Source organism: Rhodococcus wratislaviensis, from assembly GCF_041228765.1.
Lineage (GTDB): Bacteria > Actinomycetota > Actinomycetes > Mycobacteriales > Mycobacteriaceae > Rhodococcus_F > Rhodococcus_F wratislaviensis.
Genome location: NZ_CP150488.1, coordinates 7,106,461 through 7,124,439 on the forward strand (window position 1 = coordinate 7,106,461; position 17,979 = coordinate 7,124,439).

The 17,979-nt window shown below is 67.7% G+C and carries 16 protein-coding genes; 2 read left to right on the plus strand and 14 right to left on the minus strand.

The genetic code is table 11. The features are described from left to right. Nucleotides 1-76 precede the first annotated feature (76 nt). Entirely contained in the window at nucleotides 77-1,174 is a 1,098-nt protein-coding gene (locus WKC72_RS32805; RefSeq protein WP_112299587.1) for a CaiB/BaiF CoA-transferase family protein, read from the plus strand. A gap of 51 nt (nucleotides 1,175-1,225) precedes the next feature. Here WKC72_RS32805 and WKC72_RS32810 read toward each other — a convergent pair whose 3' ends face one another. Beyond that, nucleotides 1,226-2,710, minus strand: coding sequence for a PLP-dependent aminotransferase family protein (locus tag WKC72_RS32810; protein WP_370180850.1), 1,485 nt, complete (start codon nucleotides 2,708-2,710; stop codon nucleotides 1,226-1,228). A 312-nt stretch (nucleotides 2,711-3,022) separates the two neighbouring features. After that, nucleotides 3,023-4,561 carry an alkaline phosphatase gene (locus WKC72_RS32815; protein ID WP_370180851.1) on the minus strand — a complete coding sequence of 513 codons (1,539 nt, stop codon included), beginning with the start codon at nucleotides 4,559-4,561 and terminating at the stop codon, nucleotides 3,023-3,025. Nucleotides 4,562-4,592: 31 nt separating this feature from the next. On the opposite strand from WKC72_RS32815, the gene WKC72_RS32820 reads away from it, so the two are divergent. Further along, nucleotides 4,593-5,186, plus strand: a complete 594-nt coding sequence (locus WKC72_RS32820; RefSeq protein ID WP_370180852.1) for a methylated-DNA--[protein]-cysteine S-methyltransferase — start codon at nucleotides 4,593-4,595, stop codon at nucleotides 5,184-5,186. Here WKC72_RS32820 and WKC72_RS32825 read toward each other — a convergent pair. The 12 genes from WKC72_RS32825 to WKC72_RS32880 are packed head-to-tail and all read right to left on the minus strand — an operon-like array spanning nucleotide 5,122 to nucleotide 17,829. After that, the gene (locus WKC72_RS32825; RefSeq protein ID WP_370180853.1) at nucleotides 5,122-5,553 is read right to left on the minus strand and encodes a racemase; all 432 of its coding nucleotides are present in this window, start codon (nucleotides 5,551-5,553) and stop codon (nucleotides 5,122-5,124) included. The genes WKC72_RS32820 and WKC72_RS32825 overlap by 65 nt on opposite strands. A 19-nt stretch (nucleotides 5,554-5,572) precedes the next feature. Beyond that, nucleotides 5,573-6,079, minus strand: a complete 507-nt coding sequence (locus WKC72_RS32830; RefSeq protein ID WP_128639499.1) for a 2-oxo-4-hydroxy-4-carboxy-5-ureidoimidazoline decarboxylase — start codon at nucleotides 6,077-6,079, stop codon at nucleotides 5,573-5,575. Beyond that, on the minus strand, nucleotides 6,072-7,370 hold the full coding sequence (locus tag WKC72_RS32835) for a 2-isopropylmalate synthase (protein WP_370180854.1): 1,299 nt from the start codon (nucleotides 7,368-7,370) through the stop codon (nucleotides 6,072-6,074). The genes WKC72_RS32830 and WKC72_RS32835 overlap by 8 nt, the downstream gene beginning before the upstream one ends. Then, entirely contained in the window at nucleotides 7,357-8,862 is a 1,506-nt protein-coding gene (locus WKC72_RS32840; RefSeq protein ID WP_370180855.1) for a chlorohydrolase family protein, read from the minus strand. Before WKC72_RS32840 ends, WKC72_RS32835 begins: the two co-directional genes overlap by 14 nt. Continuing rightward, the gene (locus WKC72_RS32845) at nucleotides 8,859-10,322 is read right to left on the minus strand and encodes an amidohydrolase family protein (protein WP_370180856.1); all 1,464 of its coding nucleotides are present in this window, start codon (nucleotides 10,320-10,322) and stop codon (nucleotides 8,859-8,861) included. Before WKC72_RS32845 ends, WKC72_RS32840 begins: the two co-directional genes overlap by 4 nt. Next, complete coding sequence (locus tag WKC72_RS32850; protein WP_370180857.1) at nucleotides 10,319-11,299, minus strand: sugar phosphate isomerase/epimerase family protein; 981 nt, start codon at nucleotides 11,297-11,299, stop codon at nucleotides 10,319-10,321. The genes WKC72_RS32845 and WKC72_RS32850 overlap by 4 nt, the downstream gene beginning before the upstream one ends. Further along, a complete protein-coding gene (locus WKC72_RS32855) occupies nucleotides 11,296-12,405 on the minus strand; it encodes a sugar phosphate isomerase/epimerase (RefSeq protein WP_128639506.1) in 1,110 nt (369 codons plus the stop codon). The genes WKC72_RS32850 and WKC72_RS32855 overlap by 4 nt, the downstream gene beginning before the upstream one ends. 57 nt (nucleotides 12,406-12,462) lie before the next feature. Continuing rightward, nucleotides 12,463-13,290 (minus strand): ATP-binding cassette domain-containing protein, encoded by an 828-nt coding sequence (locus tag WKC72_RS32860; RefSeq protein ID WP_370180858.1) that lies wholly within the window; start codon nucleotides 13,288-13,290, stop codon nucleotides 12,463-12,465. Then, nucleotides 13,290-14,276 (minus strand): ABC transporter ATP-binding protein, encoded by a 987-nt coding sequence (locus WKC72_RS32865; RefSeq protein WP_128639507.1) that lies wholly within the window; start codon nucleotides 14,274-14,276, stop codon nucleotides 13,290-13,292. The genes WKC72_RS32860 and WKC72_RS32865 overlap by 1 nt, the downstream gene beginning before the upstream one ends. Nucleotides 14,277-14,282: 6 nt before the next feature. Further along, nucleotides 14,283-15,179: an ABC transporter permease gene (locus WKC72_RS32870; protein WP_370180860.1), complete on the minus strand. Its 897-nt coding sequence runs from the start codon at nucleotides 15,177-15,179 to the stop codon at nucleotides 14,283-14,285. Nucleotides 15,180-15,184: 5 nt separating this feature from the next. Next, a complete protein-coding gene (locus WKC72_RS32875; protein ID WP_052033779.1) occupies nucleotides 15,185-16,246 on the minus strand; it encodes an ABC transporter permease in 1,062 nt (353 codons plus the stop codon). A gap of 11 nt (nucleotides 16,247-16,257) precedes the next feature. Beyond that, entirely contained in the window at nucleotides 16,258-17,829 is a 1,572-nt protein-coding gene (locus tag WKC72_RS32880; RefSeq protein ID WP_370180861.1) for an ABC transporter substrate-binding protein, read from the minus strand. Nucleotides 17,830-17,979 lie beyond the last annotated feature (150 nt).

Here is a 17,979-nt window from a genome sequence, read left to right on the forward strand (position 1 = left end):
CCCGGGGCACACGGACGGAGGGGCGCAAGTTAACGTCGATTCGACAGGTCGTCTCGCACCGGAATGAGGAACTCGCGTGTCTGCTCCAGTTACAGAGAAGAAGGGCCCCCTCGCGGGCATTCGCGTCGTCGAATTCGCAGGCCTCGGACCGGGCCCGCACGCCGCCACACTCCTGGCCGATCTCGGCGCCGACGTGGTGTGCGTCCAGCGTCCCGGAGTAATTCCGCCCGACGGCCCGTACGACCAGATCCAGCGTGGTCGTCGCGTCGTCGAGGCCAATCTGAAGGACCCCGAGCAGGTCGAGAAGGTCCTCGGTCTGATCGAGCGGGCGGACGTCGTGATCGAGGGCTTCCGTCCCGGTGTCACCGAGCGCATGGGCCTGGGCCCCGACGTCTGCCTCGGGCGCAACGAGCGTCTCGTGTACGGACGGATGACGGGCTGGGGTCAGGAGGGTCCGCTGGCCAGCGCCGCCGGACACGACATCAACTACATCTCGCTGACCGGTGTCCTGCACGCCATCGGCCGCAAGGGTGAGCGTCCCGTGCCGCCGCTGAACATGGTCGGCGACTTCGGCGGCGGTTCGATGTTCCTGATCTTCGGGATCCTGTCGGCGCTGGTGGAGCGCCAGTCGTCCGGCAAGGGCCAGGTCGTGGACGCTGCGATGGTCGACGGCGCACTGGCCCTGTCGCACATGATGTGGGCGTTCCGCGGCCGCGGCGTCTGGTCCGACGAGCGGGGCGTCAACCTGCTCGACACCGGCGCGCCGTTCTACGACACCTACGAGACGTCCGACGGCAAGTACATGGCCGTCGGCTCGATCGAGCCGCAGTTCTACGCCCTGCTGTTGCAGGGCCTCGAACTCGACCCCGCCGAACTGCCGCAGCAGATGGACATCTCGGCGTGGCCGCAGATGAAGAAGGTCTTCGCCGAGAAGTTCCTGTCGAAGACCCGCGACGAGTGGGCGGCCATCTTCCTCGGCACCGACGCCTGCGTGTCGCCCGTGCTGACGTTCGCGGAGGCGCCGTCCAACGAGCACATCGCCGCCCGCGGGTCGCTGATCGACCTCGACGGCGTCACCCAGCACGCCCCGGCGCCGCGGTTCTCCCGCACCCCTGCCGGCGCACCCACCCCGCCTGCCCGGGAGGGCGTCGACATCGACACCGTCTGGACCTGACCCCCACGTGAGTGGCGAAGCGTGCTCCGGCACACTTCGCCACTCACGTGATCAGACGACGAGGGACGGTTCCGCGAGGTCACGGTCGACGGCCAGCGTGTCGTAGGCTGCCGCGATGCAGTCGACACCGCGACGCAACTCGTCGGATGTCCGCGCGTACGGGAGCCGGACGAACCGCTCGAATGCGCCCTCCACCCCGAACCGCGGTCCCGCCGCCAGCAGCACCCCGAAATTGGGGGCCGTCGCGGCCAGCGCAGTCGACACCGGCGCGGGCATGCGCAGCCACAGCGACATCCCTCCCGAACCGATGGTCGGGATCCAGTCCGGCAGGCGGTCGGCGAGAGCGTCGAGCATCGCGCCCCGCTGTTCCCGCAGCTCCGCCCGGCGACGCGCGAGGACGAGTTCGTCGTCGGACAGCAGATGCGCCGCTGCGAGCTGGTCCATCACCGGCGTGCCCAGATCGACCGCGGCCCGCGCCCCGGCGAGCCGGGTGATCAGCGCCGGATCGGCACGAATCCAGCCGACGCGGAGCCCGCCCCAGAACGACTTCGCCGCCGATCCGATCGTCACGACCTCCGACTTCGCGGCTCCCCTGCCGTGCGCCGCGACCGGCGCCGGTGACGGCTCGTCCAGCCACAGGTCGACCATCGTCTCGTCCACCACCAGGGTCATGCGGGTATCGCGCGCGATCCGCGCCAGTTCGGCCCGCCCGGACGCGTCGAGGCACAGTCCGGTGGGGTTGTGGAAGTCCGGGATCAGGTACGCCATCCGGGCCGCGGTCTGCCGGGCGGCGCTGCGGATTCCGTCGAGATCCCACGCCCCGGACGCCCCGCCCTCAGGACGGACGGGAACCGGGACCGGACGCGCACCGACCCTGCGGATCGCCTCCAGCGCGTTGGGGTAGGTGGGGTGATCGACCAGCACACGCTCCCCCGGCGCGGTGAGCACGTTGAGGAGGAGCCGCAGCGCGTGCTGAGCACCGGAGGTGACCATGATCTGCTCGGGCGAGGTCTCCAGCCCCCGCGCCCGGTAGCGGGCCGCGATCACGTCCCGCAACGCGCCGATCCCCACCGGCTCCATGCCATGAGTGGGCAGGAACTGCGGAAGCGATTGCAACGCATAGGCGTAGGCCTGCTCGACCGCCTCCGCGGGTGCGGCCATCGCCGCATAGCTGAGGTCGACCACCGAGCTGTCGGAACCGGGCTGGTGCGCCCGGAACATCAGCCCGTTCTGCCGTGCCCCCAGCGGCAGCGCGACAGTGCTGCGCGACCCCTGACGGCTGATGAGATACCCCTCGTCGCGGAGCACCGAATACGATGACGTGATCGTGGTCCGGCTCAACTCCAGCATCGCCGCCAGTTCGCGCTCGCTCGGCAACGCGACACCCAGCGGGATGCGGCCGTCGTGCACGAGTAAGCGGATCCCGTCGGCCAGCGCCCGGTAGGCGGGCCGCGCCGCCGACCGGCGGCCGCTGTCGTCCTGCCAGTTGCCGAGGTCCCTGGCCAGGGAGCGTGCACCGAGTACGCGAGTCATCATGCGGTCCAGTATCGACCTCTTGGCTATTCAACTCAAAGCCAGTTATGGCGAAGCTCGAATCCATGACGACACTGATCACTCTCGCGTGCATGGTCCTCCTGGCCGCAGCGGTCGCGCACTACGGCCCAAAAGAAGGAGGTAAGGACGTGTTTCGCCTCGAGCAGTTCCGGATCGGCGCCCCTCTCGGCGGGATTTTCCATGAGGAGCCACCGGACCCTGGCAGCAGGTCGAGCAGTCCAGATTCTGCTGACTGGACCTCCCCCATGTGAGTGCGAAAGTGTGCGCGGGCACACTTTCGCACTCACGTGGGGGTCAGCGCGCGGGCGGTGGCAGCAGCTGACTGAACAGCACCGTCCCGGCCGCGTCGAGGAGATCCACCCGCATCTCCGACGTCTGCCCGTCGATGAACACCTCACCGAAGTGCTGGTATCCGTCGAGCGGCGACGAGTTGGGTGCGGGCGGCGCGTGCACGAACACGGCCTCGGGACCGAACGTGGCGTCGAGGTCGTTGGGACCGAAGCCGCCTGCGTTGAGTGGACCGGAGACGAACTCCCAGAACTCGTCGAAATCCTTGTACACGGCGCGGTCGGGCGAGTACCGGTGCGCGGCCGTGTAGTGCACGTCCGCGGTGAGCCACACCGTCCCGGTGATCCGTCCCGCCTTGATCGCCGACAGCACCTGGGCGATCTCGGATTCCCGGCCCGACGGCGGACCGGGCTCCCCGTTCGCGACACCCTCGAACGCGGTGTCGCCGTCCGGGACCACCACCCCGAGCGGGAGGTCGTTGGCGATGATCTTCCACGCCGCCGTGGACGCACCGAGTTCCCGGATCAGCCACTCCTTCTGGGCCGCACCGAGAATCTGCCCGGCCGCACCGGTGTTGACCCCGTTCGCGTCCTTGTAGGTGCGCATGTCGAGGACGAAGACGTCCAGCAGTGGGCCGTATCCGATCTTGCGGTACACCCGGCCGTCGACCGCGTCGGCCGGCTCGACCGGCAGCCATTCGTGGTACGCCTGGAATGCTCTCTGCGCCAGCACGTCCACGTTCTTCTCCGTGTACGCGTCGAGGTCGAGCACCTCGCCGGGGTACCAGTTGTTGACGGTCTCGTGGTCGTCCCACTGAACGATCTGCGCCACCGAAGAATTGAACCTGCGGTAGTTGTCGTCGGTGAGGTTGTACGCGTACTGGCCGCGGTACTGGTCCAACGTCTGCGCGACCGCGCTCTTCGCCTCGCTGACCGTGTTCCGCCAGATGCGTCCGTCCGGCAGTGTGTCGGACTCCTTCAACGGCCCGTCCGCGTACACGACGTCGCCCGAGTGCAGGAACAGGTGCGGGTCGCGCGCGGCCATCGTGTCGAAGACCCGCATTCCCCCGACGTCCGGGTTGATTCCGTATCCCTGGCCCGCCGTGTCCCCGGACCACTGCAACCGGATGTCGCCTGCCGCGCTCGGCGCGGTGCGGAAGACGCCCGTCACCGCCTCCGAGGTGGCACCGTCGTCGCCTTCGAGGGTCACCCGGTAGTGCACCTGCTGCCCTGCGGGAAGCCCGGTCAGCCGCAACCTGCCGGTGCCGTCGGTGTCCGGGGTGAGCAGCCCACCCTCGAATCGCACCGGGTCGGTGAAGGACTCGGTGGCCGAGGTCTCCACGATCATCGTGGCCGGACGGTCGGACCTCGCCCAGACGAGCGCACCGTCGGCTCGCACGTCCCCGGCCGCGACGCCGTGCGTCAGGGTGGGTCGTTCACGGACCAGCGCCGGACCCGTGCTACCGGAGTCGGAGCACGCGGCGGCGGGCACGGCCAGCAACCCGAGTGCGGTGGAGCGAAGCAGGGTACGGCGGGACAGATACACGAAACATCTCCTCGGTCGGCGAGCTTCGAGGATGTCCAACCGTGGTCAACGGAAGGTGAACGTCGGATGTGGGAGGCATACTGGATTGGTGACCACAGGAATCGCCCTGTTCGACACGGCCCTCGGCACCTGCGCCATCGCGTGGCGGGCCGCCGGGATCGTGGGCGTGCAACTGCCCGAAGGTTCACCCGAAGCCACCCGGCAGCGGCTCGAACACTGTTTCCCGGATGCGGTGGAGCACCAGCCGCCGGCGCCGGTCCAGCGGGCCATCGACGGAATACGCGAACATCTGGGCGGCGCACTCGACGATCTGCGGTGGATCGACCTCGACTTCGAGGGAGTCCCCGAATTCGACTGCACCGTATACGATCTCACCCGCGCGATCGACCCGGGCACCACGCTCACCTACGGCGAGATCGCGGCGGAACTCGGCAAGCCGGGGGCCGCGCAGGCCGTCGGTCAGGCTCTCGGCCGCAACCCACTGCCGGTCGTGATCCCGTGCCATCGCGTCCTCGCCGCCGGCGGGCAGGTGGGCGGATTCTCCGCCGGTGGCGGCACCCTCACCAAGCGCGAACTGCTGGCCCTCGAACACACTCCGGGTTTCGACGACCCGGTGCTGTTCTGACTGTCGCCTGCGGGTCGCCGACGAGTTCACGCGCCAGCGCTGCGGCTGCCGCCATCCTGTCGCCGCCGGGAACCCGGAGGGTCCGGACGACCCGCTGATCCGCCCCGGTCACCCGGGCGCATCCCAGCACGAACGCCTGCCCACCGGCGACGATCGCCCGTTCCACGGCGTGGACGAACGCGTCGACCGTCGACCTCGGGTCACCTTCGAACACCCAGACCCCGAGATCCGTCGACACCACCGCCACGCACCCGCCGGCCTGCGACGTGTCGTGCCCGAATGCCTCCAGGACGGCGGCCGCTGCGTGGAAGCTGTCGTCCCACGGGCCGGCCGGTGCCCGGGTACTCGCTTCGACAGTCCTGATCATCGGCTCGAATGTATCGCAGTCACCCCGGCCCTTCACACCTCGCGATCAACGTCGCGATCCTCCCCTCTCCGATCGCGACCATGTGACGTGCGGCGAGAACCAATTCGTCGGCTCGGTCGTTGGTCAGTCTCCGATCGATCTCCGCCAGGATGTGCTCCAGTGTGAGACCCTTCGCCGCGATGACCACGGGAAAGCCGAACCGGGCGCGATACCGGGACTCCCGCTCGCGTAGGACGGTGAGTCTTCCGGCCGAACTGGCGACGAGTGCACCGTGCTCGGCGGCGGCATGGGCCGAGTCGGGAGGGTCCGAGAGCGGAAGGTAGTTCGCCAGCGCCGTCGCGACGTCTGCGGGCGTCAGGGACCGCCATGCGTCCGCGGCTGCTGCGAGAAGGTCCTCTCGGTCGGCGTACGGGCGTGCGGACAGCACCGCGGTGGCCCAGGTCCGCGACGGCGTACAGATCAGCAGCTCGTTCTCCAGAGCGGACTCGTCCAGGGCGTTGAGCGTGACAACGGCAGTGTCAGGCATGGGCGCTCGCACGCCGATACAGTGCGAGGCTTTCTTCCGCCACCCGGGACGCCTCCCCGGAGGTCAGCCACCGTGGATAGGACGTCACCGCCGTCACCGCGTCGTCCAAGGCGGTGCGGACGAACGCGATCTCCTCCGCGTCGGCTTCGAGCCCGAGTGACTGCAGGAGCACCTCGGCCATACGGTCGGTGGTGAGGCTGTCCCATACCCATTCCTGCCGACCGCCCACCACGGCGGGGCTCACGCACGACGAGACGGGCGGGAACACGTCGGGTCCCCCGGTGATCGCAGCGATGACGTCACCGGGCATGTGTTTGAGATGGGCATATCCTCCGACCACCGGCTTGAGCGGCGGCAGCCCCACCGAACTCTCGGACGCGACGAGTTGCGCCAGGGAGGTCAGCTGTTCGACGTGGATCCCGGTGTCGACGCCGTAGAGAACTTCGAGACCGAGGACCACCTCCTCCAGCGCGGCGAAGCCGGCGCGGTAGGACATTCCGGACACCGATACGTCGGGGCTTGCGCCTGCCGTCGCGGCCGCGATGGCCGTGGCGGTGCCGAGTCCGAAGTCGTCGTGCACGTGCATCGTGATCGGCACGTCCTCGACCAGGCGCTCCCGGAACGTGCGAACGAACAGTTTCATCGCCTCCGGGCCGAGACTGCTCGTCGAGTCCATCAGGTCGAGGCGCCGCGCACCGAGTTCGACGGCGACGTTGCAGGCTGCCACCAGATCGTCGAAGTCGCGGCGGCCCACGTTGGCGAGCGTGATCGTGGCGTCGCAGCCCAGCTCACGCAGGTACTCGAAGAACCTCTCCAGATCCCGGTACTGACGTGACCGGGCGGCGGCCGAGGGCGCCGGGACGATGCCCGGTGCGAACGTGCGCACTCCCCACTCGTGCAGTTGATCGACGGTTTCCGTCATGCCGACCTGCTGGTAGTTCTCTCCGTCCGACAGCAGGGTGTCGGCGTACACGTTGAGCCGGAATCCGAAGTCCCGGGCGGCGACGGCTTGAACGAGTGCCGCTTCGCGCGGCATCGGTGACGCTCCGCCACCCCAGTTGATGTTGATGCTTTCCTCCCGGACCCCCGCCGCACCGAGCGCCGCGGCGATCCGCACGAATCCGTCCATCGATGTGGTTGCGCCTGCGGTGAACAGCGTCTTCCGCAGCGTGCTGTCGATCAGCGCGAACGGTGAAGGCCAGTCGTACTGCGCCTGGACGGTGGCGTCGAAGTTGAAGGGACTCACCCAGTGACTGCCTTCGACGAGGTGCGAGCGCTCAGGAGTGATCATGCGAATACCTCTTCGGTGTCGTGGTTTTCGTGATGTCGGGGAAGGTCGGCGGGAAGAGTTCGGCCGGCAGTCTGCGCCGGTGGTCGCGTTCGCCGTAGGCCGCTCGCATACGTTCGAACAGACCCTGCGCGTGAGCCTGCAGCCGCGACTGGTCGGCGCCGAGGACGACGCCGTCGGCCATGACGGTGCGGCCTGCGACCACCGTTCGGCGGACGTCGCGGGCCGTTCCGTTCATGGTGAGGGTGCGGAGCGGATCGTCGCGGACTCCCATGGCGAAGTCGGCGAGATCGACGACGATGAAGTCGGCACTCGCTCCGGGCTGCAACCGACCCAGATCCGGTCGGCCGAGGGCACGAGCACCGCCGATCGTCGCAGAACGGATGTAGTCGGCTGTGGCACCCGCCGCGAGTGACCCGTCGGCCCGTTTGGCGAGATTGGTGCCGTAGTCGATTCCGCGGACGAGGTCCGGGGGAAACGAGTCGGTTCCCAGCGCGATGTGGACACCCGCCGTTCGGTAGCTGTCGTACGACTCCAGCACGGCCCCGTACCGAATGGACGTCATCGGGCAATGCACAATGGTGACATCCGCCTCCGCCAGGCGCCGCAGGTCCGCCTGCCGACCGCGACCGCCGCCCGGCGCGCCGAGATGGATGCCGTGGGGCACCAGCAGGCGCGTCTCCAGAAGTCCGGACGCCTCGAGGAGTTCGACGGGGCGCATCCCGTACCACTCGTCGAGCAGCGCCAACTCCACCTCACCCTGCATGCAGTGCAGTCGCACCACCGTGTCGCGGGCAACCGCCAGCCGAGCGGTCGCCGCCATCAGTTCCCTGGTCAGGGTCTCGATCCTGCAGGGCAGGAGGGCGCCGTGCACGAGGTCGCCGCCGTGGTCGGCGGCATAGTCAAGGAACCGCTCGGCGTCCCGGAGCCCGGCTCGGCCCCGTTCCTCGTCGAACAGCACCGACCGGCGTCCACCGTCGACGACGTTGACGCCGGACCGGTAGGCGGGGCCGAGGTATCCCCGGATTCCGAGACGCTCCGCGATCCGCGCGACCTCGACCATGTCGTCACAGGTCTCCGCCCAGCTGCTGTGAGCCTCGGAGGCGATCGGCATGAAGGTGGTGACACCGTGCCGAAGAAGCTGCGCCAGAGCATATTCGCGGATGACGGCTCGTTCGGGTGCGTCGAACACGTCGCGTCGCCCCGATCGGAAGTAGTCGGCCGACCACTGCTGCCCGAGTGCCAGTTCGGGTGTCGCCCAGGAGTCGAGCAACGCGTGGTCGATGTCGGCCAGCGCATCGAGGTCGATGAATCCCGGCATGATCAGGGCGTCGCCGCAGTCGATCGTCTCGTCGACCGGGCCGTCCCATCCCCGTCCCGCGTGCAGGATCCGCGCGCCCCGATAGACGATCTCTCCGTCGGAGACGAGCACGTGATCGCCGTCGCGATGGGCCAGGATGTGGGCAGCCGTCATCCTGACCACCGGTTCCGTCATGGCACCGTCACCTCGATCGGCTCGTCGAATTCACGCCTGTTGCTTCGCCATCCGGGATCGGTGAGGTGGCGCTCCAGGCCGGCGCGTTCGACGAGCAGTCGAGCGTGCCGGTCCCCCTCGTCCAGTGCCGCCGTCTCGTCGACTCCGCACACGATGCGGTCTTCCATGACCACCGTTCCCCCGACGATCACGGTGTGCACATCGGCTCCGGTCGCCTCGTAGACGAGGCGATGCACCGGCATCCAGTTGGGTACGAGATGCGGCTTGCGCATGTCGAGAATCGCCAGATCGGCTCGTTTGCCCACTTCGATGGATCCGAGGACGTCGGCCATTCCGAGGACCGCGGCCGCGTCGATCGTGATCATCTCGAGCAACCGGCCCGGTGGCAGCAGGTAGGGATCGTCGGCGAGAAGTTGATTGGCAGCCTGAGCGGCGCGGGCAGCCTGCAGGAGGTCGAAGGGACGCCGCGGCGACGACCCGTCGGTGGTGATCGCAACGGTGATCCCTGCCTGCAGCATCTGAGGGACCGGCGCCCGTCCTCCCGGCGCATGCCCCACGGACGTCCCGGTCTCCGCCAGGATCGCGACCTCCTCGGCGGACAGACCGGTGCAGTGCTGCAGGTGGACGTCCGGCCCGAGGAGCGCATGCTCCCGGTCCTTCGCTGCGAGCCGCACCATGCCACCGAAGGCGTCCGAGTGGATGCGGACACCCCAGCGCTCCACGGCTTCCCTGACCCGGCGCGCCTGGTAGCGATCGTCGTCGGTGAGATGGGTGGCGACGTCGGGTCGCGACGGGTGGGACGGATCGACCGAGGGGACGATCGTGAAGGGGGTCAGGAACACCGACGTGAGATCGCCCTCGTAGCCGTTCACCGTCTCGATCACCGATTCCGCGCCGGACAGCAACTCGTCGAATCCGACCTCGCGTCGACGGGGTACCCCGCCGGACCAGTGCATGACCGGGTGGGGCAGCGGCAAACCCGCCGGCCCGACACACACGACGTCGCGTATTCCGACCTCCCGGTAGGCGCGTGCGTGAGCCAGTGAGATCTCGGGATCGTCACTGCGGGGGCGTGATCCCATGACGCTGACGCCGCACGTCACTCCGGCGCGGACGCGCTCGAGCGCGGACACGAGTCCGTCGTGATACCAGTACTCCGGTGTCGCCGCGTGGAAGTAGGCCGGTGTGACGGTTCGCATCCAGAACGTCGGGCTGTCGCATCCCAGTGTCTTGATCAGCGAGTGGCCGGCGTGACCGTGGGCGTCGACGAGACCGGGAATCACCAGCTTGCCCCGGCAGTCGATTCGGCGGACGGACGGATCCGTGACGGCGAGGAGCGCGTGGCTGGCACCGACCGCACTGATGAGCCCGCCGTCGATCAGGACGGCGCCGTCGTCGATGATCCGGCGTTCACGGTCCACCGTCACGACGGTGGCTCCGTGCAACAACGTCGCGGTCATGCCGCCGTCCCGCGCGTCATCGTCGCCAGTTCGGACAGTGCAGCGTGCAGTCGCGGCGCCGCGGCCATCACCGGAGGCCGGTCGGGCCGCGCCCTGGCCGACAGGATCGAGAGTTCCCTCAGTGAGACGTCGCTGTTCTGCAGCAGCCACCGTTCGTCACACACCGGCATCTCGAACTCTCCGCGGTGCAGGTCGATCAGGACCGGGGCGCCGGATCCTGTGCCGTCGAGGATGCGGAAGATCGCTCCCCAGTCGATGTCGCCCTCACCGCCCGGGCACAACCGTCGCGCGAGACCGCGACCGGTGAAGGTGATCCACGCGTCGTCGTAGTGAATCCGGGCGACGTGCGGTGCGAGCCGGGCGGTCGCCAGCTCCGGATCCTCGCCTCGCACCGGCAAATTGACCGGATCGAGAGCCACCGCCAGATGATCGGAGCCGACGGCCTCGATGAGCGCGAGAATTTCGTGTGACGTGATCTCCTCGTGCGTCTTGACCGCGAGCTTCAGGCCCAGGCCGGTCAGCACCGGGGCCAGGTTTCGATACAACTGCGCCGTGGCGTCGAGTTGCTCCGGCCACACGAACGACGCGTCATAGCGGTCGTCCAGCGTCCCCACGACGACCTGGACGTAGTCGGTGCCGAGTTCACCGATAGCCGTCAACGCCTTGCTCAATCCCGCCACCAGATCGCCCCGCCCCGCTTCACGGAATCGTGTGGTCCGCTCGGCATGCCCGGCGGACACCGTGCCCAGCGCGCAGCTCAGCCGAACGCCGAGGGAACGCCCGTAGTCGGCAAGTGCCCGAAAGACGGCCGGATCGAGTGTGGACGAAATCGTGAACGGAGAAGCGAACTCCACGTGCCGCAGAGCGAGACCCGACGCCGTGCGGATGGTCTCCCGAGGGGTCGAATCCTCGCCCAGCGCACGCGCGCACGCACCGAGGTCACGGCGAACGGTGCCGACGTCGTCGCCGGCGATCACCGCGCCGACTCCGCGAGATTGCCCGCCGCGGTGGTCGATTCGACGGGAAGTCCGTGTTCCGCGCACACGCTCCGCACGTGATCCGCGCTGGACCTGATGTACGACACCGTCTCCGCGTAGCCGTACGGCAGCGCGGCATAGGCGGCGTTGTCGATCCGTTCCCCCGACCGGATCTGCCGGTCGTACGACTGCACCATGTCCAGGTACGCCGCCATCTCCTGGACCGTCAGATCGGGGTGGCCGTCCAGGAATTCGGGGTCGAACGCTTCGATGAGCATCGTCCGTCGGGGACGTGGCACGTCGTCGAGCGACTCGTCGTTCTCGATCGTGAGATTGAGCGCCGGATTCGCCGCCGCGAGTACCGGCAGTATGCGATGGAAGTCGACGACGCCGGTACCGCACGGGCGCATCTGATACGCGAGACCACCCTCGGTGTACGTGATCGCGGCGTCCTTGATGTGGGTCTGACGCACGTACGGTGCCAGCCGTTCGGCCGCCCAGACGGGATGTTCGAGGCGTTGAAGCACGTTCGCGGTGTCGAACACGACCCCGACCACGTCCGAGCCGACCGCCTCCACCAGGCGGACCAGTTCGAACGACGTGATCTCCTCGTGTGTTTCCAGGTTGAGGTGAATACCGAGGTCTCGTGCGATCGGAGCCAGTGTTCCGAGAAAACGCGCCGTCGCGGCCAGTTGTTCCGTCCACGTCACGTCGGTCCGGAAGCGGTCGTATGCCCAGCGGCCGCTGTACGCCGATTTGTAGTTCGCAGTGGCCACCCACAGCTCACGGCAATCGATTGCGGCGCACGCTTCCATCATCCGGCGGAAGCCGAGGACGATGTCACCGTCGCCGACGGCGCGCAGCTCCGGCGCCTCCGGGTTCGCGTAGGGATTGACCTTGCCCAGACCGGTCTCCAGGTACATACCCAGTTCGTCTGCCTTGGATCGGATGTCGCGCAATTCGCCGGCGTCCAGGGCCGGACTCATATCGAGCACCGTTCGGAAGAACAAGCCGGCCATACCCAGTTCGCCCGCGTGGTCGAGGCTGTTCACGGGACCCCGAGTGCGGCTCTCGGGAATCTTGCGTCCGTCTACACCAATTCGCATGTCTACCTACTTCTGTCAGGGATGATCGATGAGATGAAGGCTGCGGCCCGACGGCCCTCACGGCAGAGTCAGGGCGCCACCGGGAACGGTTCGCCCGGCGCGGGCCAGAACCGGGTCGGGAACCGGCACCGCCTCGAGTAGTTCGCGGGTGTATCGGTGACGTGGAGTGGAGAACACCTGTCGGGTGGGCCCTTCCTCCACCACCACGCCGGACCGAAGGACCGCCACCTGAGAACAGAGTTGCTGCACGATCGCGAGATCGTGTGCGATGAACAAGATCGTCACCCCGAGGTCCTCGTGCAGGGACGCCAGCAGGTTGATCACCTGCGCCTGCACCGAGACGTCCAGGGCCGACACCGGTTCGTCGCACACGAGCAGCCTCGGGCGAAGGATCAGGGCGCGCGCGATGGCGATACGCTGCCGCTGTCCACCGGAGAACGTCGCGGGCAATCGGGCCATCGCATCCGGGTCGAGACCCACCTCGATCAGGGTCTGCGCGACCCGATCACGCCGCTCCGCGCGGGTACGGGCCAGGCGGTGGACGACGAGCCCCTCGCCGACGATCTGTTCCACCGTCATCCGAGGGTTGAGGCTGGCGTACGGATCCTGCGCGACCAACTGAACGTCGCGACGAAACCGGCGCAGTTCTCCGCCCCGGAGCGCATGGACGTCGCGCCCTTCGAAGGTGACGGTCCCGGAGTCCGGTCGCTCGAGCCGCACGATGCACTTGATGAGCGTGGACTTGCCGGAACCGGATTCGCCGACCAGTCCGAACGTGCCGCCCTCGGGCACCGACAGATACACGTCGTCGAGTGCCTTGCTGCCGCGGGATCCTCCGAAAGTCTTGTTCAGACCTCGGATGTCGAGAAGGGGTGTCCCGTTCATCAGTTTCGGCTCCCTCGATCGAGATGACAGGCGCGGCGTCCACCGTCAGCGGTCGCCGTCATCGATGGGGTTTCGCTCGCGCAGCGGTCCATCGCGACAGGACATCGCGGATGGAACGGGCAGCCGGCGGGCCGCAGCGCCGGTGACGGAGGCGCACCGGGAATGGTGGTCATCCTGGCGAGCTGAACATCCAGCCTCGGCACTGCGGCGAGCAGTCCTGCGGTGTAGGGGTGCAGAGGGTCCGCGAACAGTGCGCGGACCGGGCGATCCTCCACGATCCGCCCCGAGTACATCACCGCGACACGGTCGGCGAGTCCGGCGACGACCCCGAGGTCGTGCGTGATCAGCAGGAGTCCGAGCCCTCGTTCACGGGTGACCTCGTCGAGCAGGTTCAGCACCTGCTGTTGCACTCGGACATCGAGCGCTGTCGTCGGCTCGTCGGCGATCAGAATCTCCGGCTCCCCGATGAGTGCCATCGCGAGGACCACGCGTTGCCGCATACCCCCGGAGAATTCGTGCGGATAGGCGCCGAGTCGTTCGTGTGCACGCGCGACCCCGAGTTCACTCAACACCTCGGCAGCCCGTCGAAGTGCGTCCTTCTTCCTGACGCCGCGTTGCCGCAGCGGCTCACTCACCTGCGCGCCGATCGTCTGCAGCGGGTCGAGAGCGCCCATCGGGTCCTGGAACACCATCCCGATGCGACTACCCCGGATCGCGGCGAGGCGGCGTTCGGTCTGCGCCAGGATCTCGGTGTCGCCCAGCCGAATCGAACCGCCTATCACCAGTGAACCGTCCAAACGCATGAGTGCGCGTGCCGTCACCGACTTTCCCGAACCCGATTCTCCCACCAGAGCCACGCGCTCGCCCGCCGCCACCGTGAGATCCACGCCGTCCACCAACCGGACGGACGTGCTACCCGGCTCGGTGTCGATGGTCAGCCCGGAGATCTGGAGGAGTGCGGTGCGCTGAACTACTTCTGTCGTCATGATCGATCACACTCCTCGTCGTGCGGGGTCTCGCCGCTCGTGCAACATGTCACCGAGCAGCCCGAAGGCCGCGGCCGTGATGACGATCGCGATGCCCGGCACGAGCGCAGCCCACCAGGCCGTCGACAGGTAGTCACGTGCGCCGGCGACGGCCGCGCCCCACTCTGCGCTCGGCGGCTGCGCACCGACACCGATGAACGACAGACCCGCGAGCACCAGGACGGTATTGCCGATGTCCCCCGCCCATTTGACGGTCATGACGTCGAGCGAGTTCGGCAGCACGTGCCGTGTCATCAGGCGCCATCGGCTGACCCCGAGGACCACTGCACCGTCCACGAACGGCGACGCCATCGTCTCGCGCATCACGCCGCGCAGCAGTCGCGCCGTGTACGGCCAGCCGGTGGCGATCATCGCGATCAGGGCGCTGCTCAGGCTCGGGCCGAGTGCGGCGGCGATACCCAGTGCCACGACGAGTCCGGGAAGAGCGAACCCGATGTCCGTCACCCGCATGAGAGTTTCGTCGACCCACCGTCCTCCGACGGTGGCCATCGTGGCGAGCACCGTTCCGATGAGCGAGTACGCGGCGACGACCAGAACGGCGGACAGCACCGACGACCGGGCACCCGCGATCGTGCGCCACAGCACGTCTCGCCCTTGGTCGTCGGTCCCCAGCCAGTGGTCGCTGCTGGGAGCGGCAAGGGCGTTCGCGATGTCCGACCGGTAGACGGATTCGGGTGCGACCCACGGACCGACGACGGCGAGTAGCACGATCACGGCGACGGTACCGACCACCACACTGTCGAGCAGTCCCCATCGCGATCGGCGTCGACGACCGCGGATCGCCGCGGATCGCCATCGGCCGGCCACTCCGGCCACTCCGGTGACATTCGCTGCAAGACTCATCGGACTCACTGCACCTTTCCGGGTGTGCGCAGCCGGGGGTCGTGGGCCAGCTGGAGCATGTCCACGATGAAATTCGCGACGACGACGATCACACCGATGACCGTGACGGTGCCGATGACCGCGGTGATGTCCTTGCGACTCACCGCATTGGAGAGGTAGTCACCGACCCCGGACAACCCGAACACGGATTCGACGAAGATCGCGGAACCGACCAGCATGCCGATCTCGATGCCGATGATGTTCAGAAGCGGTCCGGTCGCGTTGGGAAGCGCGTGCCGGGTCCACAACCTCAGGGTGGGAACACCTTTCGCTCGGGCAACTGTCATGTGATCGCGGCTCCGGACCCGGAGGAGATCGGCACGGAGGGCCCGGAACATCTGTGCTGCGACGGCGACGGAGAGCACGAACGCGGGCAGCATCAGGTGCTGAAACGCATTGCTGAACGCGGCGAAGTCTCCGGCGAGGGCGGCGTCGACGAGTGTCATCCCCGTTCGGTGCGGGACTTCGACGCCCACCGAGATGCGTCCCGAGATCGGCAGGATCTGCATCCACGAGCCCAGCACCCATTGCAGCATCAGCGCGAGCCAGAAACCGGGCAGCCCGAAGGCGACGATCGCACCGACGCGGCTGACCTTGTCGAATCCTCCTCGTGATCGCGCCGCCGCGACTGTCGCCATCGGGACCGCGAAGGATACCGCGAGCACCATTGCGAGAAGAACCAATTCGAGCGTTCCGGGCAGGCGTGCGAGGACGTCGTCGAGCACGGGCTGACGGGTGGAACTCGAGGTGCCCAGATCGCCGTGGAGCATCCGGCCGAGATAGTCGAAATACTGCACGGCCGCCGGCTTGTCGAGACCCAGCTGACTACGCACCTCTTCCACCTGTTCCGGAGTGGCGCTCTCCCCCGCGGCCACCTGAGCCTCGTCCCCGGGAATCACTTTGGTCATGGCGAAGACGATGGTGGCCAATCCGACCAGGGTGAGGAGCGCTGCGCCCAGTTTGCGGCCGAGAAACGCCGCCGGCGCCGTGACACGGTCTACTGCGCGAGGCAGGTCGAGTGTGGTCATCGGGTACTCCCTCACGCCACGCGAATCGCGGGAACCCAGACTCCGCTGCCCACAACCGCCGGACCGACACCGGTCACCCTGTTGCTGTGAGCGGTGGTCTGCCCCAGGGTGTACATGTTGACGGCCACCGCGTCGTTGCGAATATCCTCTTGAGCCTGCTTGTACAGGTCGCACCGCGCCTCGGCATCGGAGGTCTCGGCCGCCCGGCCGAGCAACTCGTCCACCGTGGGATTGCTGTATCCGGATTTGTTCGTTCCGACCTGGTCCGACTTGTACGTCTTGACCAGCATCACTCCGGGGTCCGGGTACTGCGCGAAGTCGGTGGCGAGCATCATCTGCGGAATCGAGTCGGGCGACTTCAGAGCCGACAGATAGTCCGCGTACGCGATGGGCTCGAGATCCAGCGTGACACCGATCTGCGCGAGGTTGGACTGCAGCAGCGTCGCTTCGCGCTCCTGCTCCCTGAAGACGGGCTGAAACTTCATGGTGAGGGTCAGATCGGACATCCCGGCGTCGGAGAGCAACTTCTTCGCCTGATCGAGATCCTGCCCGTAGGCGGGCATATCCGGCCGGCACGAGAACTGTCCGGGCAGCGGGCCGGTGGCGATGCTGCCGTTGCCACCCCGAATCGTCTCGAGGCCACCGGTGTAGTCGTACGCCATCTGGACGGCCTGCCGTACGGCCTTGTTCGCCGTCGGCCCGTTCATCACGTTGAAGAAGATGTTCGCCTGTAGGTTGACCGGCTGACTCTGCACCGTCACACCGGAGAAGCCGTTCAGCGCCTCGGCGTCGGCGTTGGTGAGCCCGAACGACACATCGATGTTGCCGGCCTTCAGTTCCGCACTCTGCGTGGCGCTCTCGTCGATTCGCCGATAGACGAGCGCGGCCGGACGCCCCTCGTCGCCCGCCCAGTAGTCGTCGAACCGTGTCAGGTTGTACGTGTCGGCACCGCCCGGGCCTGCCAGCACGTAGGGCCCGGACCCGGTATCGTGGCCCGCGAGATACGCCTGCCCCCGGTCGGTCCCCTCGTTGGCTTTCACCAGGGCCGAGTTGAGGACGTAGATCTTCGAGAGAGCGCCCAGGAACAGCGAGTTCGGTTCCGTCAGTTCGATCGTCAGGCTCTGCGGGCCGGTGACCGTGGTACCCAGGTATCCGGTCATCTGGCCGGCAATGCCCTGGCCCAGCGCCGCCGTCCGATCGAGCGTGTACCGGACGTCCTCGGCGGTGACTGGAGCACCGTCGTGGAAGGTCGCCGCGCGCAAGGTCATCTGGATCGATCGCGCATCCGGGGACGGGGCGAACTCGGACGCCAGCTGACCGACGATCTCGTTGTCGGCGTCGTAGGTGACCAGGGTGTCGTACAACGCCTGGTCGACGAAGTTCGTCTGAGCGTAGTCGGCGCGGATGGGGTCGAGTGTGGCGATCTGATTCTGGTAGGCCAGGACGACGGGCCGGTCGCCCGGTCCCCCGCCGGCGTCGGTCCTGGCCGCGCTGGTGCACGCCACCAGGGAGGAGGTGACCGCCAGGCCGATCAGCGCGTACCCGAAACCCTTGCGAGCAAGCTTTTTTCGTTCAGTGGACACGGGATTCCTTCCGAATGGAGAGGGTAGTTCCGAAGCTTTCGACGAAGTGAGCGGCGACCGAATTGCGCCACACTGCGCTGCCGGGCCGGATGTATATGGTCTACCAAGTGCGGAACTCGAGCGCCAAGCGTGGAGCGTTACATTCGGGTT